27 protein-coding genes and 1 riboswitch are annotated in these 26,324 nt (G+C 47.9%); of the genes, 13 read left to right on the top strand and 14 right to left on the bottom strand.

Annotated features, from left to right (window positions below; all coding sequences use genetic code 11):
• Positions 1–31: 31 nt before the first annotated feature.
• Positions 32–169, top strand: coding sequence for a hypothetical protein (locus KNP91_RS13455; RefSeq protein ID WP_200868745.1), 138 nt, complete (start codon positions 32–34; stop codon positions 167–169).
• 136 nt (positions 170–305) lie between these two features.
• Here the strand turns inward: KNP91_RS13455 and KNP91_RS13450 are convergent, their stop codons facing one another.
• Both KNP91_RS13450 and KNP91_RS13445 read right to left on the bottom strand, forming a co-directional pair.
• Positions 306–674 carry a DUF423 domain-containing protein gene (locus tag KNP91_RS13450; protein WP_012369126.1) on the bottom strand — a complete coding sequence of 123 codons (369 nt, stop codon included), beginning with the start codon at positions 672–674 and terminating at the stop codon, positions 306–308.
• The gene (locus tag KNP91_RS13445) at positions 671–1,282 is read right to left on the bottom strand and encodes a trimeric intracellular cation channel family protein (RefSeq protein ID WP_012369125.1); all 612 of its coding nucleotides are present in this window, start codon (positions 1,280–1,282) and stop codon (positions 671–673) included. Before KNP91_RS13445 ends, KNP91_RS13450 begins: the two co-directional genes overlap by 4 nt.
• Positions 1,283–1,448: 166 nt before the next feature.
• Here KNP91_RS13445 and KNP91_RS13440 point away from each other — a divergent pair, with 166 nt between their 5' ends.
• From KNP91_RS13440 to KNP91_RS13425, 4 genes are all read left to right on the top strand, one after another.
• The gene (locus KNP91_RS13440; RefSeq protein WP_214850515.1) at positions 1,449–3,077 is read left to right on the top strand and encodes an ABC1 kinase family protein; all 1,629 of its coding nucleotides are present in this window, start codon (positions 1,449–1,451) and stop codon (positions 3,075–3,077) included.
• A gap of 136 nt (positions 3,078–3,213) precedes the next feature.
• Entirely contained in the window at positions 3,214–4,065 is an 852-nt protein-coding gene (locus KNP91_RS13435; RefSeq protein ID WP_214850562.1) for a GRP family sugar transporter, read from the top strand.
• Positions 4,066–4,083: 18 nt separating this feature from the next.
• Positions 4,084–4,869 (top strand): glucose 1-dehydrogenase, encoded by a 786-nt coding sequence (locus KNP91_RS13430; RefSeq protein WP_214850512.1) that lies wholly within the window; start codon positions 4,084–4,086, stop codon positions 4,867–4,869.
• 38 nt (positions 4,870–4,907) lie between these two features.
• On the top strand, positions 4,908–5,879 hold the full coding sequence (locus KNP91_RS13425; RefSeq protein ID WP_214766649.1) for a cation diffusion facilitator family transporter: 972 nt from the start codon (positions 4,908–4,910) through the stop codon (positions 5,877–5,879).
• A gap of 99 nt (positions 5,880–5,978) precedes the next feature.
• Here the strand turns inward: KNP91_RS13425 and KNP91_RS13420 are convergent, their stop codons facing one another.
• The 3 genes from KNP91_RS13420 to KNP91_RS13410 form a co-directional block, all read right to left on the bottom strand.
• A complete protein-coding gene (locus KNP91_RS13420; protein WP_214850510.1) occupies positions 5,979–6,719 on the bottom strand; it encodes a thermonuclease family protein in 741 nt (246 codons plus the stop codon).
• A 100-nt stretch (positions 6,720–6,819) separates the two neighbouring features.
• Complete coding sequence (locus KNP91_RS13415; RefSeq protein ID WP_012369119.1) at positions 6,820–7,470, bottom strand: SDR family NAD(P)-dependent oxidoreductase; 651 nt, start codon at positions 7,468–7,470, stop codon at positions 6,820–6,822.
• Between the two features lie 56 nt (positions 7,471–7,526).
• Positions 7,527–7,793 carry a DUF5327 family protein gene (locus KNP91_RS13410; protein WP_012369118.1) on the bottom strand — a complete coding sequence of 89 codons (267 nt, stop codon included), beginning with the start codon at positions 7,791–7,793 and terminating at the stop codon, positions 7,527–7,529.
• Positions 7,794–7,848: 55 nt separating this feature from the next.
• On the opposite strand from KNP91_RS13410, the gene KNP91_RS13405 reads away from it, so the two are divergent.
• Positions 7,849–8,817, top strand: a complete 969-nt coding sequence (locus tag KNP91_RS13405) for a Gfo/Idh/MocA family oxidoreductase (protein ID WP_214850508.1) — start codon at positions 7,849–7,851, stop codon at positions 8,815–8,817.
• A 35-nt stretch (positions 8,818–8,852) separates the two neighbouring features.
• Positions 8,853–10,511, top strand: coding sequence for a glycerol-3-phosphate dehydrogenase/oxidase (locus KNP91_RS13400; RefSeq protein ID WP_214766657.1), 1,659 nt, complete (start codon positions 8,853–8,855; stop codon positions 10,509–10,511).
• Between the two features lie 51 nt (positions 10,512–10,562).
• On the opposite strand, the gene bcaP is transcribed toward KNP91_RS13400, so the two are convergent.
• The 5 genes from bcaP to KNP91_RS13375 form a co-directional block, all read right to left on the bottom strand.
• Complete coding sequence (bcaP, locus tag KNP91_RS13395; protein ID WP_012369115.1) at positions 10,563–11,996, bottom strand: branched-chain amino acid transporter BcaP; 1,434 nt, start codon at positions 11,994–11,996, stop codon at positions 10,563–10,565.
• Positions 11,997–12,226: 230 nt separating this feature from the next.
• Positions 12,227–13,516 carry a DUF2252 domain-containing protein gene (locus tag KNP91_RS13390; protein ID WP_214850505.1) on the bottom strand — a complete coding sequence of 430 codons (1,290 nt, stop codon included), beginning with the start codon at positions 13,514–13,516 and terminating at the stop codon, positions 12,227–12,229.
• 64 nt (positions 13,517–13,580) lie between these two features.
• Complete coding sequence (gene msrA, locus KNP91_RS13385) at positions 13,581–14,528, bottom strand: peptide-methionine (S)-S-oxide reductase MsrA (protein WP_012369113.1); 948 nt, start codon at positions 14,526–14,528, stop codon at positions 13,581–13,583.
• A gap of 69 nt (positions 14,529–14,597) precedes the next feature.
• Positions 14,598–14,780, bottom strand: a complete 183-nt coding sequence (locus KNP91_RS13380; RefSeq protein ID WP_012369112.1) for a hypothetical protein — start codon at positions 14,778–14,780, stop codon at positions 14,598–14,600.
• A 126-nt stretch (positions 14,781–14,906) separates the two neighbouring features.
• Positions 14,907–16,385 carry an amino acid permease gene (locus KNP91_RS13375; RefSeq protein WP_214766661.1) on the bottom strand — a complete coding sequence of 493 codons (1,479 nt, stop codon included), beginning with the start codon at positions 16,383–16,385 and terminating at the stop codon, positions 14,907–14,909.
• Between the two features lie 134 nt (positions 16,386–16,519).
• Positions 16,520–16,704, bottom strand: a riboswitch (Lysine riboswitch).
• Positions 16,705–16,878: 174 nt separating this feature from the next.
• On the opposite strand from KNP91_RS13375, the gene KNP91_RS13370 reads away from it, so the two are divergent.
• Together KNP91_RS13370 and KNP91_RS13365 are read left to right on the top strand one after the other, a co-directional pair.
• Entirely contained in the window at positions 16,879–17,328 is a 450-nt protein-coding gene (locus KNP91_RS13370) for a MarR family winged helix-turn-helix transcriptional regulator (RefSeq protein ID WP_131503233.1), read from the top strand.
• Between the two features lie 190 nt (positions 17,329–17,518).
• Entirely contained in the window at positions 17,519–18,610 is a 1,092-nt protein-coding gene (locus tag KNP91_RS13365; RefSeq protein WP_251136058.1) for a GGDEF domain-containing protein, read from the top strand.
• A 50-nt stretch (positions 18,611–18,660) separates the two neighbouring features.
• Here KNP91_RS13365 and KNP91_RS13360 read toward each other — a convergent pair whose 3' ends face one another.
• Positions 18,661–19,269: a TetR/AcrR family transcriptional regulator gene (locus KNP91_RS13360; protein ID WP_214766665.1), complete on the bottom strand. Its 609-nt coding sequence runs from the start codon at positions 19,267–19,269 to the stop codon at positions 18,661–18,663.
• 195 nt (positions 19,270–19,464) lie between these two features.
• On the opposite strand from KNP91_RS13360, the gene KNP91_RS13355 reads away from it, so the two are divergent.
• From KNP91_RS13355 to KNP91_RS13340, 4 genes are all read left to right on the top strand, one after another.
• Positions 19,465–20,121, top strand: coding sequence for an HlyD family secretion protein (locus tag KNP91_RS13355; protein WP_012369107.1), 657 nt, complete (start codon positions 19,465–19,467; stop codon positions 20,119–20,121).
• A 12-nt stretch (positions 20,122–20,133) separates the two neighbouring features.
• Entirely contained in the window at positions 20,134–21,837 is a 1,704-nt protein-coding gene (locus tag KNP91_RS13350; RefSeq protein WP_214766667.1) for a DHA2 family efflux MFS transporter permease subunit, read from the top strand.
• A gap of 122 nt (positions 21,838–21,959) precedes the next feature.
• The gene (locus KNP91_RS13345) at positions 21,960–22,496 is read left to right on the top strand and encodes a hypothetical protein (RefSeq protein WP_214766669.1); all 537 of its coding nucleotides are present in this window, start codon (positions 21,960–21,962) and stop codon (positions 22,494–22,496) included.
• A gap of 89 nt (positions 22,497–22,585) precedes the next feature.
• Positions 22,586–23,143, top strand: coding sequence for a nitroreductase family protein (locus tag KNP91_RS13340; RefSeq protein ID WP_214850502.1), 558 nt, complete (start codon positions 22,586–22,588; stop codon positions 23,141–23,143).
• 201 nt (positions 23,144–23,344) lie between these two features.
• On the opposite strand, the gene KNP91_RS13335 is transcribed toward KNP91_RS13340, so the two are convergent.
• Genes KNP91_RS13335 through KNP91_RS13325 form a run of 3 tightly spaced genes read right to left on the bottom strand, consistent with a single transcriptional unit; the run spans position 23,345 to position 26,320 of the window.
• Entirely contained in the window at positions 23,345–24,553 is a 1,209-nt protein-coding gene (locus tag KNP91_RS13335; RefSeq protein WP_214766673.1) for a CDP-glycerol glycerophosphotransferase family protein, read from the bottom strand.
• Positions 24,554–24,584: 31 nt separating this feature from the next.
• A complete protein-coding gene (locus tag KNP91_RS13330; RefSeq protein WP_214766675.1) occupies positions 24,585–25,610 on the bottom strand; it encodes a ribitol-5-phosphate dehydrogenase in 1,026 nt (341 codons plus the stop codon).
• Positions 25,607–26,320, bottom strand: coding sequence for an IspD/TarI family cytidylyltransferase (locus KNP91_RS13325; RefSeq protein WP_114597238.1), 714 nt, complete (start codon positions 26,318–26,320; stop codon positions 25,607–25,609). The genes KNP91_RS13330 and KNP91_RS13325 overlap by 4 nt, the downstream gene beginning before the upstream one ends.
• Positions 26,321–26,324: the final 4 nt, after the last annotated feature.

Raw genomic sequence — 26,324 nt, 5'->3', positions numbered from 1 at the left:
ACCTGAAGGAGGAATTACCATGGGGAATGCTATGAACCGATCAACGCGATCGCGTGAATTGCAATTCGCTGTGCTTTCAAAAGAGCTAAAGCCAGTCGCGGAACGCGTACTGGACCGCTATGAGCAAGCATTATCGAAGTTAAATAAAACACAACCTGCCAAGCGCTGAAGCTATTGCTTTTGTCGCTCTATCGTACCGGTAAACAGATCAAAATCTGTTTACCGGTTTTTTTGCGAACAAAAAAATCTATCCGTTTCACGTTTCTCTGCTCGAGTCGCGTGAAGCGGATAGATTCTTATTGTCTTTACAGCCCTTTATAAGCCCCGATTGCAACAAAAATCCAGGCTGCGATGAACAGGACGCCACCGATCGGCGTCACAGCCCCAAGTTTCGTCACACCCGTCAGCGCCATCACGTACAGGCTGCCTGAGAAGAAAACGATTCCGGCAAGCATCAGCCAACCGGCCAATGAGAACTGAGAAATCGATACTTTCAATAACATCCCGCCGAGTGCGAGAATTCCGAGCGAGTGAACCATTTGATACAAGACACCCGTCTGCCAGTTCGCAAGCATCCGCTCTGATAACATATCTTTTAAGGCATGCGCACCGAAAGCTCCCAGTGCCACGGCGAGCATCATCGATAATGCTCCGATCATGATGAAAATTTTCATTCCTTATCTCCCCCTAAACGTCGTGCTGGTAAATTCCATTCATAATAATAGGATAGCATACGTAAAATTGTGATCAGACCGAGTAATGTGAACAAATGGAGTGGATTCGTCAATTCGAACCGGTCAATCACAAGTGCCGCCATGACGGCCCACATCGCATAGATTTCTTTATGCAGGACAAGCGGTTTACGTCCGGCGAGTAGATCGCGGATGACGCCACCACCGACTCCTGTTAAAACAGCTGCCGAGATCGTTGCCGATAACGGCAGGCCTTTAGCTGAAGCCATCAACGCACCTTGAATCGCAAAGGCGGATAAACCGAGTGCATCAGCGAGCACCCCCCACCGCGTCCAGTGCGGTAAAAATAATTGCGGTAAAATGAAGATCAGCAACGCGACCAAAATCGCGATTAAAAACAGTCCGCCTTGCGACCAAAGCGCAGAAACCGGGACACCAATCAACAGGTTGCGGATGGCACCACCGCCGAAGGCCGTGATTAAAGCAAGCAGCCAAACGCCAAACAAATCATACTTTTCTTCCATCGCGACAATCGCGCCACTCATCGCAAACGCCACCGTGCCGATGATATTCAACAAGTCCCAGGACATACGCACATTTCACCTTTCCCATTAGAAATTCCAATACTTACTATACGCTCTTTTTCGATTCCGGCAAGCTTATTTTTTCTGTCACCGATTCGACCGTTTGCAAGTGTCGTTTTTAGGTAAAGTAACCTATACTGAAACAAACTGTACAGGAAGCGTAGGTGGAGGTATGAAACGTTGGGCGCTTTATCGGATTTTCATCATCGTAACGATGTTCGCTCGTTACATCTGGACGATTTATCGATTCACCCGGAAGAACCGACCCGGTACGAATAATGAAGAATTTGAGCGCATCATGATTACGATTGCGCGTGACTATAAGAAAAAAGCCCTTCGTCTCGAAGGACTCCTCATTAAACTCGGTCAGTTCCTGTCGATTCGGGCCGACCTGTTTCCTCCATCCGTTTTAATGGAGCTGACGGAACTTGTCGATAAAGTCCCGTCAAGCAAACTCGGTGAATCCCGGAAAATCATCGAAGAGGACTGGGGAACAGCGATCGAAGATATCGTCGATGATATTTCCCCCCGACCGATTGCTTCTGCTTCGATCGGTGAAGTCTACAGCGCAACCCTGAAATCCAATGGACGCAAAGTAGCGATTAAAGTGCAACGGCCGAACATCGAACAAATTATCAAAACCGATTTCCGGGCGATGCGACTCGTCATTGCGATGCTCCGCCGGACGTCGCTCAATAAATCAACCGATTTGCAGAGTCTGTACCGTCAAATGGTCTTCGTCATCGGAGATGAGCTGAACTATCGGACAGAATTAAAAAACGGTCTCTATTTCAAAAAAATGTACGAAACGAATCCGGTCATCTATATTCCAGATTACTTTGAAGAACATTGTACGAACCGCGTCCTTGTCATGGAATGGATTGAAGGGACACGCATCACGGATCTTGATTACTTAGCGGAACATAACATCGACCGCGATGAACTGGCCCGGAACCTGTTCCTGAATGCCGGGGAACAGTTATTGTTCGGCGGAAAATTCCATGCCGATCCCCATCCGGGTAATGTCCTTGTCCAAAGTGACGGCCGGATCGTCCTGCTCGATTTCGGGATGATCGGCGCGACGACGGCTGATGATATGCGGGCGATTCAACGTATCTTGCAATCCTTCGTGACGCTCGACTATGATGCCATCGTCGACGGACTCGAAGATCTACGCTTTTTATTACCAAACGCCAACAAACAAAACATCCGGCAAGCGATTGAAAAAGCCGTTACCTTCTATCTTGAAAGTGACATGGAAAACGTTGATACGAAGTTGATTGAAAAAGTATTATCCGATATTGAATTACTGGTCAGAAACGAACCGATCCAACTACCGGCAGAGTTTGCCTTTTTCGGCCGGGCAGCCTCAACGATTCTCGGAATTCTGCAAATCCTATCACCTAAAATCAATTTGCTCGAACTTGCTAAACCGATGGTCCGGAGATGGCTCGATGACGAAGGGAAAAATCAAAACCGTTACTTGCAAGTCGCTGCTTCCTACGGGGCACGATTACTGGCTTTCCCCCGCCTCGTCAACGATGCCTTGAGTGAGCCGACGCGGTGGCGACTGTTTGAACAACAGAAGTTTTCCCGTGTCGCTAACATAGAATCGTTGAAAATCCGGCAATGGACCAGCTCCCTTGTCGGGATCGTCAGCCTTCCGGTCAGCTACACCGGCTATTTTCTCGCTCATTATGATTTGATGGGCATTTCGCTCGCCATTGCCGTCGTTGCTTTATGGAACGGTCGACGCATCGGACGGCAAATTGTCCGGATTGCCGACGAACCGTTTAAATAATGACTGAAACGTCCTCTTGAGAGGGCGTTTTTTTATTTTGAAATAATTTTTTTTCGTTCTTCTATGTTTTTCGGATCTGTTCCCGGGGTACAACTTCAAGTAGATAGAAAGAAATTTAAAAGAGGTGAAACACTTGATTGATATCTTAATTGCGCTCGTACCTGCCTTGATGTGGGGGAGTCTTCCATTGGTTGTCTCCAAAATCGGTGGTTCGACGGAACAACAAATTATCGGAACGACACTTGGGGCTTTAGCGTTCGCCATCATCACGTTCTTTTTCGTCAGCCCTGAACTTTCGACGACAGCCTGGGTCGCCGGATTCTTCTCCGGTGCTTTTTGGGCCCTTGGCCAAATGAATCAGTTCGCAGCTTTTAAACAGATGGGCGTCTCGAAAACGATGCCGATTTCAACCGGGATGCAACTCGTCGGGACGTCTCTGTTCGGTGTTCTTGCTTTTGGTGAATGGTCGAACCGGACTGCTTTGATCCTCGGTATCAGTGCACTCGTCTTAATCGTGGCCGGTGCCGCTTTCACTTCTTATAAAGAAGATAAAAGCAAACAGGATGAAAATATCGGAAAAGGTTTACTGTTGCTTCTCGTTTCGACAGTCGGTTATGTCGGCTATGTCGTCATCGCCCGCTGGTTCAACATCAACGGCTGGGAAGCTGTCTTGCCGCAAGCCATCGGTATGGTCATCAGTGCCGTTCTATTGTCTTTACGTAAAGGAAACCTGTTCACGAAAAAAACAGCCGGCAACACGATCGGCGGTCTCATGTGGGCAGTCGGTAACATTGCTCTGCTGTTTGCTACCGCCAAAGTTGGTGTCGCAACGAGCTTCTCGCTGTCACAAACCGGTGTCGTCATCTCGACGATCGGTGGTGTCGTCTTGTTAAAAGAAGCGAAAACAAAAAAAGAAATGGCATTTGTCATCATCGGCTGTATTTTAGTCGTCGTCGGTGGCATTATGATTGGATTTACGAAGCAATAATAAGGAGGAGTTCATATTATGTACAACAGTCTAAAAGGTAAAGTCGCGGTCGTCACCGGTGGATCAATGGGGATTGGTGAAGCCATCATCCGCCGCTATGCGGAAGAAGGAATGCGTGTCGTCATCAATTACCGGAGTCACCCGGAAGAAGCGAAGAAAATTGCAGAAGACATCAAACAAGCGGGCGGAGAAGCCCTTACCGTTCAAGGGGATGTCTCGAAAGAAGAGGACATGATCAATCTCGTTAAACAGGCGGTCGACCACTTCGGTCAGCTTGATGTTTTCGTCAATAATGCCGGCGTCGAAATGCCGTCACCTTCTCATGAAATGTCACTTGAAGATTGGCAAAAGGTTATCGACGTCAACTTGACCGGTGCCTTCCTCGGTGCCCGGGAAGCTCTTAAATACTTCGTTGAGCATAATGTCAAAGGGAATATCATTAATATGTCGAGCGTACACGAAATCATTCCATGGCCGACGTTTGTGCACTATGCTGCGAGCAAAGGCGGCGTCAAACTGATGACCCAAACACTTGCAATGGAATACGCACCAAAAGGCATTCGTATCAATGCGATTGGACCGGGCGCGATCAATACACCAATCAATGCCGAGAAGTTCGAGGATCCGAAACAACGTGCCGATGTCGAAAGCATGATTCCGATGGGGAATATCGGAAAACCGGAAGAAATTTCTGCAGTCGCCGCATGGCTTGCTTCCGATGAAGCAAGTTACGTGACAGGGATTACCTTGTTTGCGGACGGCGGCATGACACTTTATCCATCATTCCAAGCTGGACGCGGGTAACCCCGCGTTTCTGCTTCTCTTAAAAGGGAGGAACCTTCATGTCGAACTTTTTTACTCTGCTCAGGCGTGGGAATAAATCGGCTCTCGCTGCTGCCATCGTCAATACGGTTATCGCTCTTATCAAATTCGTCGCTTACATCTTGACGGGAAATATCGCCATGTTTGCAGAAATGATGCATACAATCGGTGACGCAGCCAACCAGTTTTTTGTTTATGTCGGATCGGCATTAAGTAAAAAAGCACCGACCAAGCGGTTCCCGAATGGATTCGGTCGACTCGTCAACCTTGTTTTACTGGCCGCCATCCTTGTGGTTGCCATTCTTGCTTACGAAACCATCCGTGAAGGTGTCCTGCACATCCTGCATGCTCCGGGTGAAAAAACCAGCGGCCTTTGGATCATCCTGACTGCACTCGGAATCGGTGTTGTGCTCGAAGTCGGTGTGTTCTACAAAGCAATGATTGAAATTGCCCATGAGACGGGATTAAAATCCCGTGGTCTGACGCTGGTCGGTCAAAGCTTCGCCAACTTATCGCAGGCAAAACCGGCGACACGACTCGTCTTCATGGAAGATTTAGTCGCGACGCTCGGTGGTGTCATCGCCATCATTGCCGTCCTGATTTCGCATTATACGTCGTTTTATCAGGCAGAAGGAATTGCTTCGATTTTGATCGGCTTGATGATGTTCTATGTCGTCTATAATGTCTTTATTCAAAATGCTGCCGGTGCGCTTGGTGAGATTGATGAAGTACTGACTGCAAAAATCGGAGAAATCCTGATGCGTGATCCGGACGTTCGTGATATCGAAAAACTTGAAGTCATCAAAGAAGGGGATCATTTCCACGTCGAGATTGAGATCGAAGTTGATCCCGGACTGACAATTGCTCAAGCAGATGATATTAAAGATCGTCTTGAACTACAGATCCGGATTCTCAAAGGAATCACGGATGTGACGATTTCCTTTGATGAAGATGATAAGATTCAACATTATCAGCCGCCTACACAACCGTAATGCACAAAGAAGCTGACTCAAAATTCAATCTCTACAAAGATAAGGAGGGCAGAATAATAATCTGCCCTCCTTATCTTTTTGGCGTCATCCTCTTTTCAGTCAGTTTGCCGCCCGGACGAATCCGGCTTCTTTTGCTTCCCGTTCACTGCAAAACATCTCTTCCGGGTTCACTTCATCATAGGAACGTCCCCCTCGGATATGATAGATTTTCTTTCCTTGGCGGTTGATATTACCTTTGATGTCGGCGCAGTCTGTTGGCTCTGCCGGTGTTCCTTTCATGACCGAAGTATCGAATCCGCGGTCCGTCGCATATCCGTCTGTCTGCCAGATTCCTAACTTTTCCTCTTTTGCTTCGTCTTCGATTTCCTGAAATGTCTCGACGTACCGGGTGTCCGGTTCATAAATGTAGGCGACCCGTGCCAATCCTTTTCGCAATAATTCCTGATTGATCATCTTCCCGTCCGCCCAAACGTACGCCAGCAATCGACCATACCGGTCTGTTTTCGATTCATCGCGTTCGAGCAATACCTCACTGCCTGCCGGTAACGCTTCTTTTGTGAAGCGTGATGCTTCCGGACCATACGGTTGAACTGGCTTTTCCGGATTCACGGTTTCCGGTGTGTCGATCAATAAAAAGCGGACATCTTCCGTTTGACCATTCTTCAGCCGGACTTTCACCGTATCTCCGTCGATGACACGCTCGACGGTCGCTTCCGTCACTTTCGCTTCATCCGGTTGCGGGATGCCCGTCTGTGGATCATCCGGTTCTGAATCCAGTGCGCATCCGCTCAAAAATAGGATCGTCATTACTAAAAACAGTTGAGATAATATTCGTTTCATAAGTTGCCCCCTCTCATCGGATTCAAAAAGGCGCCGACATCAGGCGCGTCGACGCTTTCCAGTCTAAATCGTATCTCCTGTTACTTGTGCTGCTTCCCGATTACTTTGCTTCGAGGACCTTTTCGACATCCGTACGGTTCGTATACAGCGTATAAAAGGCTTCGGCAACATTTTTCGGATCCAGTGCCGTTCCGCGTTTAACTTCACCGGCAATCGTCACGGTCCCGACATAGACATTGTCGTCTTTCAACGTATCATGCAACATATGCGTCAGTTGACGGACACCGGCTTTCCCGATCGACAGACCCGGCAAAGATTTAATCGCATGTAGTGCTGCTCCGCCGCCTGTGATTAAGATGGCTCCGTCTTTTCGTGCCACCATATCCGGTGCGACGATTTGTGCAGCATGCAATGCTCCGAGAACATCAATTTCAAATTCTTTCGTAATCTGCTCTGCTGATACCTCAAGCACAGAAGCTTGGTGCAGGATCGACGCGTTATAAACGAGGACATCCACTTGTCCGTACTGTTCTTTCGTCCATTCCACGAGCGATTCGAGATCGGCACGGCGTGAAGCATCACATTCGACACCAACTGCTTCGATCCCTTGTTCTTTCAGCTCCGTGATGACGGCTGCCAGTGTTTCCTGTGTCCGAGCGGCACAGACGACTTGGAAACCTTCTTTACCGAACCGCTTACTGATTTCGGCTCCGTTTCCCGGACCGGCTCCGATGACGATGACTGTTTTCATATTCTGTTCCCCCTTATTTTTCCTTTTACTCTATTCCCACATTTGATTTGATTTACTCAAAAATCAAGCAGCGAGGGCCCTTTTTCTTCTTTTTCCGGAGCGACTCCCATGAAGCGGGCCAACATCGGATCGACTTCGGGCGGTTTCGGTTGAGTGGTCGGCGTGATGACCGAAGGCTCCCTAACGCTTTGCGGTTGATCCAGCAATAATTCACAGTAGGCCTTCATCGCCGCGATTTGTTCGATTTGTCCCGTCCCGCTCGACTGCTCGATTTTTGACATCGTCTGCCGCATTTTTTCAATGACTTGTTGTTCTGTAATCATCTTGCTCACCTCATATGATAGATTGAATGTATTAACTGAAAAGGAAGTGTCCTCCATGATTCGTACTGCTCTAATTGGCTTTGGACTTGCCGGTGAACATCTGCACGCCCCGTATCTCACAGCACCTGATTATCAACTGGTTGCGGTTCAGTCCAGTCGTCCGGAGGCAGTCGCTACGCGTTATCCGGATGTGCCGGTCTATTCTTCGCTTGAAGAGTTGTTGGCTGCTGAAACGATTGAACTCGTTGTGATCGCGACACCGAACGCCGAACATTATCCCCTCGCCAAGACGGCACTTTCAGCCGGCTGTCATGTCCTCGTTGAGAAACCATTTACGGTCACGTTACTGGAGGCCGAACAGTTGACGGATCTTGCCCGTCAACAAAATCGATTACTGACAGTTTACCATAACCGCCGGTACACAAAAGACTTCCGGACATTGCTCGAACTGGTTCAAGCTGATGAACTGGGTGTCGTCCAGACCTTCGAGGCGCACTATGACCGCTATCGTCCGACCGTTCGGGCACGCTGGCGGGAACAGGACGTCCCGGGCGCCGGTCTGCTTTACGATTTAGGTTCCCATTTAATTGACCAGGCGTTGATGTTGTTCGGTGAACGACCGGATCGCGTCTTTTGTGATCAGACGATCCAACGTCCGGACGGTCCGGTCGAAGACTACACGCATCTGATTCTCGCTTTCGGAACGCGCCGCGCCATTCTGCATATCGGATCACTCGTTCCGTCACCCGGTCCTTCGCTCGCCGTCCACGGTACAAAAGCGAGTTATTTCGTCGACAGCGTCGATACGAAACGGTCGACTTATACGTGGGGAAGACCTGAACAGCCTTTGGAAGAACGCCCCTTCGTCGATTCCGGTTTTGCCGACTACTATCATGATTTGGCACACGCCTTGCGTCAGGAGTCCCCTCTTGCCGTCACAACGGAACAAGCTCTGCTCGTCATGAAAATTATTGATTGTGCTCAAAAAAGTGTAAAAGAGGGTACATGGATAGAAGTAGATTAAAATAATCCATTTCAGACGAACAGGGGGAAATATGCATGTTTTCAAGTACGGAACGAACCGCATGGCTGGAAGAGATGGGACAGGAATTGCTTGATGTATTAGTCATTGGTGGTGGCATTACAGGTGCCGGGATTTTACTCGATGCTCAAAGCCGGGGTATGCGGACCGGGTTGATTGAGATGCAGGATTTCGCAGAAGGGACATCAAGCCGCTCGACGAAACTCGTGCACGGGGGCTTACGTTACCTGAAGCAATTTGAAATCAAGTTAGTCGCAGAAGTCGGGAAAGAACGGGCCATCGTCTATGAAAATGCGCCGCACGTCACGACACCTGAATGGATGATGTTACCGCTTGTCGAAGGCGGGACATTCGGCAGCTTTTCGACGTCGATCGGTTTGCGGGTCTACGACCAATTGGCAGGTGTCAGACGCCATGAACGACGGACGATGTTATCAAAAGAAGAAACACTCCGATATGAACCGCTGTTACGGTCGGAACATCTTGTCGGAGGCGGACGGTATGTTGAATATAAAACAGACGATGCCCGATTAACGGTCGAAGTATTAAAAGCTGCGGTCGGATACGGCGGACGTGCCGTGAACTATACGAAGGCTGAGTCTCTCGTCTACCATAACGGGAAAGTCGTCGGTGTCGAAGTACAGGACGTCTTAACCGGTAAGACCTATACGATCCGGGCGAAAAAAATCATTAATGCAACCGGTCCTTGGGTCGATGAATTACGCGAAAAAGACGGTTCAAAATCCGGCAAATCGCTTCATCTGACGAAAGGAATCCATCTCGTCATCGATCAAGCCCACTTCCCGCTTCAACAAGCGGTTTACTTTGATGTTCCAGACGGCCGGATGATTTTCGCGATTCCCCGCGAAGGAAAAACGTACGTCGGTACGACAGACACGAACTATCAGGGTGATATTCTCGAGCCGGGTGTAACGGAAGAGGACCGCGATTATATCCTCGATGCGACCAACAAGATGTTTAACGTTGATCTTCAGCCGAAACATGTCGAGTCCACTTGGTCTGGTCTGCGTCCGTTAATTCACGAAGACGGAAAAGATCCGAGTGAACTGTCACGAAAAGATGAAATCTTCGTTTCGAAATCCGGTCTGATGTCGATTGCCGGCGGAAAATTGACAGGCTACCGTAAGATGGCGGAACGGATCATTGATATGGTCGCAGATCAGTTCAAGGAAGAAGAAAACCGGATTTACCTGGCTTCCCGGACTCATGATATCCTGCTTGGCGGCGGTCATCCTGACGGCAGTAAAGGATTTGCCCGTTACTTGAAAGAACAGCAGCCGAAAGGTGAAGCGCTTGGACTCTCTCCAAAAGAAGCGACCTGGTTGATTCAACGTTACGGTACGGATGTTGAACGTGTCTTTGAATTGATCCGTTCGCGCGGCAGTGAGGCGGAACGTTATCAACTTCCCCTTCACTGGTTCGGAGGATTATTATACGGACTCGAAGCGGAACTCGTCATGCAACCGGGTGATTTCCTGAACCGGCGTGCCTCTGCTGTCTTCTTCGACTTCCCGAATGCTGAAAAATATGCCGACGGTGTTCTCGCTCTAATGCGAAGCGAACTCGGCTGGTCAGCGGAAGAAGAAGCGAAAGCCAATGCCAGCATCCAACGTGAGTTTGATGCCGTTCGAATCAAAACGTCTTTACCATCTTAATCTTCTGTTTATCACAACAAAAAATGCGACCCCTCACGGGATCGCATTTTTTTATTTGTCGTCTGAAGCTGCGAGTTCGGCAGCCGGCATATTTCCAGGTTCCAGATTCGAGTTCTTTCGGGCAAAGGCGAAGTACAGGACAAGTCCAATCGCCAGCCAGATGAAGAAAGCAATCCATGTTTCGAGTTTCAAGTTGAACATCAAGAAGAGACAAGAAGCGATTGCTGCGATCGGCACGTACGGCATTCCCGGGCATTTGAATGCACGTGGAAGATCCGGTTGTGTTTTACGAAGGATCAAGACCGCAACAGAGATTAAGACGAATGCTGCGAGTGTCCCCATGTTAACGAGGTTTGCGATGACATCGAGTGGAACGAGTCCTGCGACTGTCGCACTACCAAGACCAATCATCCATGTTGCTTTGAACGGTGTTTTGTATTTTGGATGTACTTCCGAAAATACTTTCGGGAACATGCCGTCACGTGAGATGGCGAACGCTAAACGTACCATTCCGTATGTCATGACGAGGATAACGGTTGTAATCCCGAGGATGGCACCTAAATCGATGAATCCTGCAACCCAGTTTTGTCCAGCCATTTGAATGGCGAGTGAGACCGGGTGATCGACACCCGCAAATTTTTGGTACGGGACGATTCCTGTCATGATGGCTGCAACGATGACGTAAAGAACTGTACAGACAGCAAGGGAACCGATGATACCGCGTGGCAAGTTCTTTTGCGGCTCACGTACTTCTTCTGCTGCCGATGTAACAGCATCAAATCCGATGTAAGCAAAGAAGACGATGGCTGCTCCAGAGAATACGCCGCCCCATCCGAACGGTGTAAATGGTGCCCAGTTCGTAGGTTCAACATAGCCGACACCAACGACGATGAATAAAACAACGACTGCCAATTTAATGATAACCATGATGTTGTTGACACGTTTTGTTTCCTTGATTCCCATTGATAAAAGACCTGTAATTGCGAGTAAAATCAGGAAGGCCGGTAAGTTGAAGAATGTTTTAGCACCTTCTACCGCGCCAGGAGCTGCTGAGAGTGCTGTCGGAAGATGAATACCGAATCCACCGAGTAAGGACTGGAAGTAACCTGACCACCCTGCCGCAACGGCACTCGAGGCGAGTCCATATTCCAAGATTAAGTTCCAACCGATGATCCAAGCGAAAATTTCTCCCATCGTGGCATACGTATACGTGTAGACGGAACCACTGACCGGAATCGTCGAAGCGAATTCCGCATAAGCGAGTGCTGCTAACCCACAGGCAATGGCAGATAAAATGAATGAGACGATAAGACCAGGTCCTGCTGTCAATGCTCCTGTTCCGGTTAGGACGAAAATCCCTGTACCAATGATGGCGCCAATTCCTAAAAACGTTAAATCCATTGCGCCAAGATTTCGAGCAAGTCCACTGTTACGCTGACTCGCAGCAATCATAGCGGAAACATCTTTTTTCCGCGTCAAACTCATGATGATACTCCCCCTGTTGTGTGTTTAGTTCGAATTACAAAAAAGTTTTGCAATTACTTAATCCAAAATTTACGAAGTTTTCAGATAAATTGATATAGGTCATTAGACCCATTTGTAAATTGCGTTTCGCTTACATAATTATTTATCCATAAAAAAATCCCTTCGCAACCCAGGATGAACTGGTATTCAGAAGGAATCTTTGCCTAAAAAAAGGTCTTCGGAAATAGTATTCAGCGGGTAGCTAACCAACTTAAAAACACTTGAAAATCAAGCGTTGTCCGCGCTGCATAGGTACTTGACCACCGTTGAATTTGACGGGTGAATTCAGCGTCCGATACACCGATTGATTCGATGATGACGACGTCTGCATGATGATGCAGGATATCGACATCAATTCCCGCATCCATGTCGGCCCGTGCGTGAATTTTGGCGGTAATTTGACCTTGAATCGCAAGGACGTTTTCGAGATCATCCTGGCTTTTGATATGCTTGGCTTTCAACTTTTTTTTGTACGGAGAACGTTCCCGGACATAATATTCCTTCCCTTGCATCGTCACATAACCGAGATACGGATCTTCATGTGCCTGCATTGCCTTTTGTGAAGTCACGATCCGACGACCTTGGTGAACCGTTTCGACTTCCTGCAAATAAACCGGTACAAACAGTGACGGAACGGACGACTGGGCTTGTTTCATCTCAAGAATCAGGTCCTCATGCTCTCCGCCTGTTCCTTCGACCAAAATATAGTAGCGCTCAAGACCAATCGAAGCCGTTCCGCTGTCGAGCTTATAAACGATATCCTTGATGGTGTAGAATCCCTCTTCCTGCCGGTCCTCAGCATCGATCGATGCGATATACTCCGGCCAAACCGCTTCAATCGCTGCGTACGTGGAAGAATCAAGCCGCTTCATATCCGGCAAGTCGGCGAACCGGCGTTGTCCGTCGACAATCGTCGTCCGCTCTCCGAGTAATTCCGCCTTCTTTTTCTCTGCTTTTTTGATCAGTTTACGGATCGGTCCTTTTGTATTGTCGGTCGTAAAACAGACTTTTCCCGGATTTTTCCCTTTCGCATATTGGCGTAAGTCATCTAAGTAGTGTTGAACATAGGCGGCGATGGCCGGCTTGGCATCATACCCGGCTTCTTCCGCAAACAGTTGGACCGATACGGCCATCCGGATTAAATCGTACAGATAGGATCCGAGATACCCTTCGTCAAAGTCATTAACGTCATAAATGATTTCCCCTTTGGCATTGCCGTGGACCCCGAAATTTTCGAAGTGAAGATCGCCTTGAATCCAGGTCGGTGTCTCCGGCGGCGTATCAAATCCGAGCGGAATCCGGGTCACGTCATAATAAAACAGGTGGGAACTGCCGCGGAAAAAGAGAAACGGACTGACACTCATCTTTTGATACTTCGTTTGCCGTGCCGCTTCATCGAGTCCGCGGACTTCATGATCGTAGAAATCGAGTACTTTCGAGATGGTCAGCTGCCGAATTTCCTCATAGACTTGCGTGAACATGGAAAACCCTCCTTTGTCTAGAAAAAAAGACAGCAAAACGAATCCGCTTTGCTGTCTTTTACCTTCATTCGAAGTGCTTTTTATATTCCCCGTATCCAGCCGAATCAAGCTCTTCTACCGGAATAAATCGGAGTGCTGCTGAATTGATGCAGTAGCGGAGACCTCCGAGTTCAGTCGGACCGTCATCAAAGATATGACCAAGATGACTGTCGGCATTCGCAGAACGGACTTCTGTCCGCGTCATGCCGTGACTCGTATCGAGTTCGACTTCCATCTTGTCCTCTGAGATCGGCTTCGCGAAGCTCGGCCATCCGCAGTTCGAGTTAAACTTGTCTTTTGACGTAAAGAGCGGTGTCCCGTCGACGATATCAACGTAGAGACCCGGTCGCTCCTCATCCCAGTATTCATTGCGGAAAGCGGGCTCTGTCCCGTTCTCCTGCGTAACTTTATACTGGATCGGTGTCAGGCGTTGTTTCAACTCCTGCTCCTTGCCTTGATCTTTCCAGGCTTCCTTGACGAATTTGGCACGTCCCGATCCGACACTGTACATCTGATAACGGAACGGATTTTTTTTATAATAATCCTGATGATACTCCTCTGCCGGCCAGAACGGTTTTGCCGGACGGATATCGACCGCTACCGGTTTCGAGAAACGACCGGACGCATCAAGCGCCGCTTTCGAACGTTCTGCCGCCTGCTTTTGATCTTCGTCGACATAAAAAATGGCCGGTTCGTAAGACTGACCGCGGTCGTTGAACTGTCCGCCGCCGTCCGTCGGATCAATTTGCCGCCAAAAAATTTCAAGCAACTCATCATATGTGATGACCGACGGATCATACGTGACTTCCACCGCTTCTAAATGTCCTGTCGTTTCAGAACAGACCTCTTTATAAGTCGGGTTTTCTGTATGACCACCTGTATAACCGGAAATGACTTGTTCGACACCATCATATTTATGAAATGGTTTGACCATGCACCAGAAACAGCCACCTGCGAATATTGCTTTTGCCATCTAGCTTCCCCTCCTCTGTATAGGTCTATTTTAACGCGTTCCGTGCGGCTACCCTACTATCTTGCTCAGTCAATCTTCGGGGTTCGCTTTTAAGCGGCGCATGACAAAATAAATCGCCGCAAACACTAAAATCAATCCACCGAACGAATACCACATATTATTCATGCGGTACAGCATCTGATAGATCGCTAACGTCACAAGTAAAATCGCAATCGGGATGAATGCCCGTTTAAAGTGATACCAATAGTTCACTGAGGTCGCCTCCATTTTTCTTTTATCTTAATCGATTTCTCACCGTTTGATACGTTTTCCGAATGATTCTTTCTCAAAAGACACAAAAAAAGTCGACTCCGCTTGAAACGGAATCGACTTTTTCAATTACGGACGCGGATGCTCCGGGAATTCCATTTCTTCATAAGGAACGACCGATGTCCGGTTTTTAAATTTATGACCTAACCAAAAGGCAAGGAATAACGGGATACCGACATATGTTGCGGCAATTCCCACCCAGTCAATTTGATCCGCGAGGAACGCGGCGTAGTTTTGACCGACGATGACGAGGAAACAAAGTCCGAACGCAAAGAGCGGTCCAAACGGGAAAGCAGGTGCCACGTACGGCAAATCACTGAGCGAATGACCTTGCGCAAGGAATCCTTTGCGGAAACGGTAATGGCTGATCGCGATACCGAGCCATGCGATGAAACCGGTCATCCCTGATGCATTCAACAGCCACAGATATACTTGACCGCCGAACATCGATGTCAGGAAGCAAAGTGCTCCGATGGCACCGGTCGCAAGCAACGCATTGCGGGGAACACCGTTTTTTGAGACCTGTGCGAACAATTTCGGTGCATCCCCTTGGCGTGCCAACGTATACAGCATCCGTGTCGACGCATACATACCGGAGTTTCCTGCCGATAAGACAGACGTCAGGATGACAGCGTTCATCAATGCAGCTGAGAACGCAAGACCGGCTTTTTCAAAGACAAGTGTAAACGGACTGACTGCTACATCGGTAATATCATTCGAAACGAGGTTCGGGCTTGTGTACGGAATCAACATTCCGATGACGAAAATCGCAAACACATAAAACAGAAGAATCCGCCAAAAGACTTGTTTCACGGCTTTTGGAACGTTTTTCTTCGGATCTTCCGACTCACCGGCTGCGATTCCGACAAGTTCTGTTCCCTGGAAACTGAAACCGGCAACCAGAATGATACCGATGACGGCCGGGATGCCTCCGACGAACGGCGCATCACCTAACGCAAAGTTTTTAAAGCCGACCGGTGCTTCAGATGTGAAGACACCGAAGATCATCGCGACACCGACAATCAGGAAGATGATGACAGTGACTACTTTGATCATCGCGAACCAATATTCCGCTTCCCCGAAACCTTTAACGGAGAAGTAATTTAAACCGATCATCAATAACAGGAACAAAGCACTGAAGTAAAATCCGGGAACATCCGGGAACCAGTAACTCATGACGATTTGCGCCGCAACGAGTTCTACAGCGATCGTAACTGCCCAGTTGTACCAGTAGTTCCAACCGAGTGCAAAGCCAAACGACGGATCGACGAATTTTGCGCCATAGGTTGAGAAGGAGCCGGCGACCGGCATGTAAGCTGCCATCTCACCAAGACTTGTCATCAGGAAGTACACCATGATTCCGACGACCGCATACGATAACAGGGCACCGCCCGGGCCGGCAGCCGCAACGGACGCACCGGAAGCAATGAATAAACCGGTTCCGATGGCACCGCCGATCGCAATCATCGACATGTGACGGGCTTGCAGACCGCGTTTTAATCCTTCTTCAGTTGAATCGAGTTTTCTTTGGGGTTGTAAAGTATTCATCTTATTCGCTTCTCTCTTTTTTAAATTTTTGAGAGGACACTTTTTGAATCGAAAAAAAACAAAAAGCGCCCTCACCTTCCAGAAGGAAGATGAGAACGCAACATAGTAAAATGGATGCGCCCCATTCTACCGTCGTGAAAGATAGCTCCCCACAAGCCAAATCTGACCTGTGACAGTATTAGACCTGTTCGATCTAATCCCAATCGATCATCTTCAAAGCGATGATTGATTTCGGCAATTCTTCCTTTTCAGTCACCTCATCTGCCGCTTGACGACATCCGTGACTGTACTTATAAGAACTGCAACCTCCATCCCACTGGTTGAGTGAGAACTAATTAAGTTAGTTATAATTTCGTTATTACTTCGTCATGTTACACAAAACGTCTTTAAATTGTCAATTCTTTTTTTGAAATGTCGGCTATTCATGGTAAAAATCCGTAATTTTTAGTACACTAAATTATAGAAGTTAACCGAGAGAAAGGATGTTGCTTGAATGCCACAAGAACGTGATCAACTGACCTATCGATTAGAGGAACAAATGCGGGTCATTCTCCGGACATTACGCCGCGAACTCAACCGACTGTTTGAAGGAACCGCGACGCGGAGTGAATTTTTCATTTTGCGCAGCCTGTCCGAAAATGGTCCCCAACGTCCGACTCTACTCGCAGAACAGTTTGAGCTTGCGACAAGTCAGGTAACGGCTTTGACTGATCGTCTGTATAAAGCCGGATTCGTCACGCGGACGCGTTCGACGGACGACAGAAGATCGATTGTTTTAGCATTGACGGCCGAAGGTGAAGCCGCTTTCCGCGAACTTGAAATCGTCCGCCGGAAATATCTCCAAGACCGTTTTGGTACACTCACCGAAGAAGAGCTTCATGCGATGGTCCAGGTCTTCGATAAGATCCTTTTAACGATGGATGAAGAGGCTGTTTCTTCCTAAAAATTGTTTTAAAAAAATATTTATTTTTTCCGCCGACAAAGTTCACTTGACTGTGTACTTTGTCTTTTTTGTTGACTTCATCATCTTCCGCTAAATATTTTTCCATTTCTTGCCGTTATTAAAAGGGGTATATTAGAAGTAACTTATTGAAAATGCGTTTATGAGGAGTTGGGAGGATTTGTTGTCCATCATGAATAATTTCATCATCAATTTTTGTCTACTGTTTACAACGATTACTCTTTTGTTTCTGCCTTTTCGAAATCATCCGCGGATTACACCGAAAACGAACCTGAACGTTCGACTCGTGTTAGGAGGCATCGCCGGCCTGATTTCTGTCCTATTAATGCTCAACAGCATCCAGATTGATGTCGCCCGGATTGATTTACGGATTGTTCCTGTCGTCATCGCCATGATGTTCGGCGGTTTACCGAGCGCTCTCGTCACCGGTGCGATGATTATCGTGACACGTTTTATACTGACACCGGTCGAACAAATGGATGCCGCTGTCGTGTCAACAATCGTCATCGGAGTGTTCATCCTGACGATTGCCGTCGTCCGTCGCTATATCCGGTTGACCTTCTGGAACTTCGAACTGATGATCGGCATCGGTATCGTCTATTCGTTACCTGGCATCTATCTGCTGACGAACAGCTGGACGACCTTCATCGAGATTTCCCTGGCTTACATATTCTTTAACCTGATTGCCGGTTTCGTGACCTATCATCTGTTGACAGAGTTACGACGACACTTTGAAAATATCCAGTACCAGCAAAAACTGGCCATGACCGACGCCTTGACAGGGCTCGCCAACCGCCGCCGGCTTGATGACTCCCTGTCACTCGTCGGTTCAGCAGAAGAAGGCTACTCGCTGATCCTGATTGACATTGATTTCTTTAAGCACGTCAACGATACATATGGTCATGACGCCGGTGACGACGTCTTGCGGCAACTCGGGACGACGTTAGCCTCACTGGCACGACCGGATGATCTGGTCGGACGTTACGGCGGCGAAGAATTTTTAATCATTCTCCCGAACACCTCACTCGCCGATGCGAAGAGCATCGCGGAACTTGCCCGGACGACGGTTGCCCGAAATCTGTTTCCGACGACAGCCGTCCCTGATCTGCAGATTACGATTTCTCTCGGCATCGCGCACTCGAGCAGCTCGCATACGTCTCTTGAAGCCTTACAGCAGGCAGATAAAGCGCTGTATCATTCGAAGGACAGTGGACGCAACCGGAGCACGACCTATACCAAACAATTGCAAGTCGAACAGGCCTGATTCCCGCCCTTTCCCGTCATCCGGTGAAAGGGCGGTTTTTTGACATCACTTTAAGTCGATTGTTCCGGAAAACCGATGCTCTTGACTGTTCCGAAAACAATCATCCGGCTGAGTTGATCTGCCATGTAGGCCGCCGAATAAGGACGACCGTTTCGTAACCAGGAAATCAGTAGCCCGAGCTGTCCGCCGATCACGTAATTCAACAATAAATCACGATCGACCAGTTGGGTTTCCGTTACCGTGTGCGCTTCGAACACCCGCTGATAATTTTCCTTTAACGTATCGAGAAAACGCGAGATGAACGTTTTGACCGGACCGTTCAGCAACATCGTCCGGTAAAATTGTTCATGTTGTTCAATATGGATGAACAGTCGTTCGAAGTAACGGCTGACCCGATCGAGCGACGGAGCAGCCGGTGCTCCGGTTCCCTGAATCCGGATTGCTTCCATCAGAAGCCGCATATGATCGTCTACAATCTGATTCATCAAATCATATTTATCCGTAAAGTGCGCATAGAAGGTCGATCGATTGACCGCCGCACCGTCCGTTAACATCTTGACGGTAATCGTCGAAAAAGGATGACGGTCCAGCAAACGAAATAATTCTTTTGTAATACGGTCACGTGACCGCTTTGGTCGTGGATCTTGTCCTGAATTCATCTTCTAGAACCACCTTTTTTTGATATTGTATCCGCTATCATTGACTTTTCCAACACTTTGTCGGAAATTGTCGGTTGTATATTGATTCCTTCTCCATATAATTAACTATATTAACTACTCCTCCCCCAGAGGAGTATTTTTTATGTTACGACTGGGGAACTCAGAGTATACGGAAGAAAGGATGCATTTCATATCATGAACATGAAAAAAGTATTATTGATTAACATTTTGACACTGGTTGTTTTAATCGGTGGAGGCGCGATCGGCTACTACTATTACGATCAAGCGACAAGTTACGTGAAAACAGACAATGCCAAGATTGACGGAAAAATGATTACCATCGCAAGTCCCGGTGCCGGTAAACTGACGGACTGGACAGCCAAAACAGGTCAAACGCTCGACAGTGACGCAACACTCGGTCACGTCATGATGGCGCAAGCCGGTCAAAAACCAGTCAGTACAGCGATCTCTATGCCAACAAAAGCAACAGTCGTTCAGTCGATGGCGACAGAAAACGGCGTTGTCGGAGCAGGAACACCGCTCGCTTACGGTTTTAACTTAAATGAGCTTTGGGTAACAGCGAACGTCGAAGAAACCGACATTGATGAAGTCAAAGTCGGACAGACTGTCGATGTTTACGTGGACAGTTATCCGGACACGACGTTATCCGGTGAAGTCGAACAAATCGGTATGACAACAGCTGGAACATTTTCGATGATGCCGTCTTCAAACGGAACTGCCAACTACACGAAAGTTGCGCAAGTCATTCCGGTCAAAGTCTCACTGTCACAAGAAAAATCACTCGACATTCGACCTGGTATGAATGTGACCGTCCGCATTCATAAGGATTAAGGAGGGACGTCTATGTCTACGACCTTCCTCTTCGGATACATCGCTTTTATGGTTGTCACGATCATCGGTGTCAACCTGATTGCACGGCGTTCACGTCCGGCCCGTCTGGCGGGTGCTGCTGATGCCCCTGCTCCTCTCGATGAGGTGCAACTCAACAATCCGGACAGCGCTCCGATGCCTGCACCGCAAGTAAAAACGCAGGAGCGGGCGCCGCTCGTGACGGCAGATATCAGTATTCCAAAAGTCTTGACGGTACTCTTGATCGGGATGTTCATCGCGATTTTGAATCAGACATTGATCAATGTCGCGTTACCCGTCCTAATCAATGATTTTAACGTCTCGACTTCGACGGCACAATGGTTGACGACCGGGTTCATGCTCGTCAACGGCATCCTGATTCCCATCAGTGCCTTTTTGATGCGGAGTTATACGTTCCGCCAATTGTTCCTCGTTTCCATGACATTGTTCTTCTTCGGATCAATCATTTGTTCGATGGCGATGAACTTCCCCGTCATGATGATCGGCCGTGTCGTTCAGGCAGCCGGTGCCGGTATTTTAATGCCGCTCGGTTCAAATGTCTTCATGACTTTGTTCCCGCCTCATAAACGCGGCGCGGCGATGGGGATGCTCGGAATCGCGATGATTCTTGCTCCTGCAGTCGGTCCGACGATTACCGGCTATGTCATTCAGAATTATGATTGGCATGTCATGTTTTACGGAATGGCCTTTTTCGGTCTTTTGACACTCTTACTCGGTGTCGCCTGGTTTAAACTCGTTCAGCCTTTATCAAAACCGAAGTTTGACGCACTCGGTGTTGTTTTCAGTACGATCGGCTTCGGAAGCCTGTTGTACGGATTCAGTGAAGCCGGTAATGACGGTTGGGACAGCCCGCTCGTCATCAGCACGATTCTGATTGGTATTTTAGGGATCGCAGCGTTTGCGCTCCGCGAGCTTTCCATGGATGATCCGATGTTAAATATCCGGGTCTTGAAAGTACCGGAGTTTTCGTTCACTTTATTCATCAACATCATCGTCACGATGGCTTTGTTCGGCGGGATGCTCCTGCTTCCGATTTACTTGCAGAGTATTCGCGGTTTCTCACCGATTGATTCCGGTCTCTTGTTGTTACCCGGATCACTGATTATGGGAATCACGGGTCCGATCGCCGGTCGACTGTTTGACCGCTTCGGTATCCGGCCGCTCGCTATTTTCGGTTTGACGTTAATGACCTACGGTACGTGGGAACTGACACAACTCGATATGAATACCTCATATAATTCGATCATGGGTATCTATATGCTCCGGTCGTTCGGAATGGCTTTCATCATGATGCCAATCATGACAGCCGGAATGAATGCCTTGCCGATGAAAATGATTCCACACGGGAATGCAACACAAAATACGTTGCGTCAGGTCGCCGGTTCAATCGGAACAGCGATTCTCGTCACGGTCATGACACGTCAAACGACAGCTCACCTGGCAGATGACGCCAATCAGTTTACGACACTTGATCCGACCCTTTCACAGCATTTAAATGAGTTGGGACAACAGCTCGGCAGTTCGCAAGCCGCTTCTGTCAGCTGGATGACGCAGTTGACGAAACAAGCGACGATCAGCGGAATCACGGATGCGTTTTGGGTTGCGACCGTCTTGTCTGCACTCGCCCTGATCTTGTCATTTTTCCTACACGGAAAAAAAGAACCGAATCTCGATTAAGGCTTTTCCTGAACCCGTTGGCGGCACATCGTCAACGGGTTTTTAGTTGTTTGCCTTTGCACTTCTTTCCTAAAATCGCTACACTAGGGTCATTGAGTTTCATATCTAAAAGGAGATGCTTTATGGTTGCCTTTCTGCAATTTTATGCGTTCATCTTTGCCTGCTGTTTCGCCTGGCAAGTCGGACGCCCTTCATCCTGGTCTCAAAAGGTCACACGTGCCTTTTTGATCAGTATCAACAGTCTATTCATCTTTTTCCGTGCGTCCGTCTCCATCTTCCTGTTGATCGGACCGTTACTGCTCGTTTCTTATGTCTTATTTCCACACTTATTATACTTCGCAGGACCTTTGTCCATCATCATCAGCATATTAGTGATCGGTCTGCTGGATCGTCTCGTCAGCTTCGTGATTTTGCCGATTATCCGGTCGTTTTTCCTGAAGAAAAACCGGATGATGCCGCAATTACTGGAAGCTGCCCTTTATACTTTCTCGATGGGCGTGCTTCTTTTTGTGAACTTAACGGTCGTGCCCGGGGTCCAGATTAATATCATGATAGCTGTATTCTTTGGCTTCACGCTCTATTTCGCACATTACTTGTTCGCCTTATTCCGAATTCGGCAACTCAAGAAAAAAATTGCTGCTTCACCCGACAAACGCTGATTCGAACCAGCGTTTTTTTAATTAACCGTTGACAATGATAATCGTTATCAATTATATTCTAAGAGTACTTACGTCAGGAGATGATCACCATGAACACCCGACAACTGATTTTAGAACGACGATCCGTCCGTGCTTACACCGATCAGCCGGTTCCAAATGAAATGATTGAAGAAATTCTCGAAGCCGCCATCTATGCTCCGACTCATAAATTGCGTGAACCTTGGCGATTTGTCCTCGTTAACGAAGAAAGCCAAGAGCGGTATGTCGACCAATTGATGACGCTGCTTGCCAAGCGGGGACAGCTGGATCAAAAAACAGACGAACAACGCCAGATGATGCGTCAAAAATTTGCAGATGTTCCTGTTTATTTGACCATTTTATATGAAGTAAAAGGAACAGAGGATCAGCAGATGGAAGATCTGCTCGCGACTGCTGCCATGATTCAAAACGTTCAGCTTCTCGCGACTGAACTGGGTCTCGGCTGTTGCTGGAAAAGCGGAAAACATTGGTTCACGGAGGAATATGCCGAAATGATCGGCGCTTCCGAAAATGAACGTGTCGCAGGAATCATCCAATTCGGATGGCCCGCCTTAATTCCTCCGCTGAAAAAACGAACGGCAGCACGTGACAAGTTAACGCACTTCTAAACCGGTGCGCATTCTGCGGACTACCCCTGTCCGCGCCAATCAAGCCCCATCATAATAGTTAAAGCGTCCTTCTTTTCATTCCCTCCCCAAACGGAATCGTAAAAGACGGACGCTTTTTTTGATGTTTGATTCCGAACGACAAACAAAGGTGGCGGATTTAGTATCCACCACCTTTGTTTCGTTTCATCCGCTTCGATTAAATCAAACGGTCTTCCGTTCTTCTGGACGCATCGGTGCATCCGGGAGCGCTCCCGTCAATATATGATTGACGATCCGTTTTGTCGCCAGTCCGTCTTGATACGTAAAGAACCGTGCCGCGAAATCTTCAATCTGTTCCGGTTCGAACTGACCTGCCTTGATCCAGGAAATGACGTCATTGAATGACGAAACAATTGGTCCCGGTACAAAGGATTCGTATGGGAAGTAAAAATCACGTTCTTCCCTATACGCGTTCAAATCGTTCACGAGGAAGATGATTGGTTTTTTCAGTAAAGCAAATTCAAAAATAACGGAAGAATAATCGGTCACTAAAATATCCGCTACCTGCATCAAGTCATTGATATCCGGATAATCCGTCATATCAATGATTTGGTTTGAAAATTCTGCCGGTACGACCGGACGGTTCAAGACAAACGGATGCATCCGTAACAGCAGGATATGATCCGGTCCCAACTGTTCACGAAACTGCTGGAAATCCAGTTCCTGATCGTAATGCGCTGTCGTTTGTCCATTTCCTCGGAATGTCGGTGCCAGTAAAATCAGCTTTTTCGACCGCCACTCCGGATACCGGTCATAGAGTTTATGCTCAATCTGAACTTGCCGCTCCCGGTTCAGTAACTGATCGGTCCGCGGAACACCCAGCGGATGGATCCGGGTGGAATCCATCCCAAATGCTTCAGCAAACGGTCCAATGCAGGCTTCTCCGGAAACATACACTTTCGAATAGTTCCGGTGGATCGCCACCATCTTCAAGTAATCGTCATCCGGTGAATAGGACTTATCGAGGACGCTGTAGCCGAACTTCTTGAAGGCGCCGCAGGCATGCCACAACTGAATGACTTCCGTCCCCTTGCGCAACTTCGAGACATAGACCGGATAGTAATAGTCATCAATGATGAAGTACCGGGCCGTCGCCAGTTCGTATGTTGCCCGCATCATATGAAAGACGTATTTGATTTGTCCGATCAGATTTTGTGGAAAACGTTTCAATAAAAAGACATATTGAAAACCGAGTTCACGACTTTCAAGTTCATCATAAACGGCGCGAAAGTTATCGACGAGCTTATCCGAACGATAGGTCGCAAAGACGACTTTTTTTGTCTGTACCGGAAAGAACTTCGAGATCCAATACGTCACGACAAGCAAATAGTGGACTGTTCGCCGCTGAATCAAACGTAATTTCTGTTTCATAACGTGATCCCTTCTCTTTCCGCTTTCATTCTTACATGCACCATTCCATGACGGTTTTACCGAAACGATTCGTCAAATCACTTTCAAATGCTTGATGAATATCTTCGATTTGTCGAATCTGGAAAACACCGGACACGAGATTCGACAAATAGGCCGGAATATCCGGATACATTTGATACAATTCCATCGTCCGTGCAAAATCAGCCGGTGTACTCCGGCTTGATCCGTAGACACGTAATCCTTTTTCAAGAATCATCCGCGTATTGACGGAAACCGGGTCTTCGGAAACGCCGAGCAGTGCCATCGTTCCTTCTGGAATGATGTAATCAATCATTTGATTAATCGCATACTGACTTCCGATTCCACCAACACATTCAAATCCGTGATTAAATGATACGTCGTCCGGAATTTGATCAATATGATATGTTTCATCAGCAAACGAGAAGTAATCGAGCTTCGATTGCGTTTTTCCGAAGACAAGCAATTTTGCTTCCGGATACAGTTTGCGTAACATCAATGCTGTAATGAATCCGAGGTTCCCGTCTCCCCAGACACCGAATGTTTCCCGACGGCTGTGGGCAATCTGATCAAAACGTGTCATGGCATGAACGGATACACTGACCAGTTCCGTGAAGGCTGCGACTTCCGGGTCAAGATCAGCCGGTACTTCGACAAGACGATCGGGCTGAATGAAGACATAATCCTGCATATAGCCGTCATAACCGCTCGAGCGGAAACGGCTTGTCCGCAAGTAGTTTTCTCCGATGATGTCATCTGTTTCCGACGGTGTGTTCGGAACCATTGCGACCAACGTACCGATCTTAAACGTTCCAGACGGGTCATGCACTACTTTCCCGATGCCTTCATGAATCATCGCCATCGGTAACTTCTTTGCCAATACTTCTGCACTGCGGCTGCCCGTAAAGTAACGTTGATCCGCGTGACAAATCGATAAATACGTCGGACGAACGACGACCCGGTCTGAATTGAGTGACCGTTCGTCGTACGTCACCTCGATTTGGCGTGGCGCCACGAGTTGATAGACTTGGTTAATCATTGGTGAATCCGCTCCTTCAAAATAGCATTGGCGATGCGGAGATCGTAAGGTGTCGTTACTTTAATATTAAACAACTCACCTGTGACGAGAGCCACCGCTTCCCCTTTAAGCAAGAGAATCTTACAGGCATCCGTCAAAATTGCCCGCTCATCGCTTGATAATGCTTCGTAATGATTTTTGAGTTTTGTGATTTGGAAACTTTGCGGCGTCTGTCCTTGATACATCTGATCGCGGACCGGAATATCGGAAATCGTTTTTCCGTCCGTCGAAGCGACGATCGTATCAATCGCCGAGATGACGGTATCACATGCTCCGTACTCGAGTGCCGTTGAAATGTTTTCTTTGATGATCCGGTGCGTCAAGAACGGACGGACTGCATCGTGTGTAACGATGACGTCTTCGTCTGTCAAACCGTTTTTATTTTCAATCCAGTTGATCGCCGCCATGATGGACTCGTTGCGGTCGCTTCCGCCTGCCGTGATGACGATCCGCTCATCGGTTCCGATATATTTCTCAAGAATATCACGTGTATAGTTAATCCAAGCCGTTGGGGTCACAATAATGATTTGATCAAAATCTTCGTGTAAAAGAAACTTTTCAACGGTATGCACGATAATCGGACGTTCTCCGATTGACAGGAATTGTTTAGGACGATCGACATTCCCCATTCTCGTTCCTTTTCCGCCTGCTAAGATTGCTGCATAAATCATCTTG

Source organism: Exiguobacterium sp. s138, assembly GCF_018618775.1.
GTDB classification, from domain to species: Bacteria; Bacillota; Bacilli; order Exiguobacteriales; family Exiguobacteriaceae; genus Exiguobacterium_A; species Exiguobacterium_A artemiae.
This window is presented reverse-complemented; position numbering and strand designations above follow the sequence as displayed.